1 protein-coding gene is annotated in these 232 nt (G+C 47.8%); it reads left to right on the top strand.

The window, feature by feature from the left end; all coding sequences use genetic code 11:
- Nucleotides 1-52: 52 nt before the first annotated feature.
- Nucleotides 53-232, top strand: a 180-nt coding sequence (locus tag SB658_RS27935; protein WP_410603851.1) for a hypothetical protein, incomplete at its 3' end; no start/stop codon positions are given.

Raw genomic sequence — 232 nt, 5'->3', positions numbered from 1 at the left:
AGAGCGCAACGTCAATGCGTCATTGCTCCACCAAAGTTCCAGCAGAATCCTCGTGCCAGACAAGGCCGGCCAGTATCGCAGAATAATATTTATCAGAGATATAGCGAAGTCGTATTGTGTGTGTGCGGTGCGTATTGGTTCAACAGCCAAAAAGCGGTCGCGGATCATTCCGCAACAATTGAACAAACGTCTGTATCTTTGTGTCGGTAATGTCGGCAACCATAGAAATCCC

The organism is Bacillus sp. SIMBA_008 (assembly GCF_046535495.1).
GTDB classification, from domain to species: Bacteria; Bacillota; Bacilli; order Bacillales; family Bacillaceae; genus Bacillus; species Bacillus subtilis.
The sequence above is the reverse complement of the archived record's forward strand: the minus strand, read 5'-3'. Positions and strand labels throughout refer to the sequence as shown.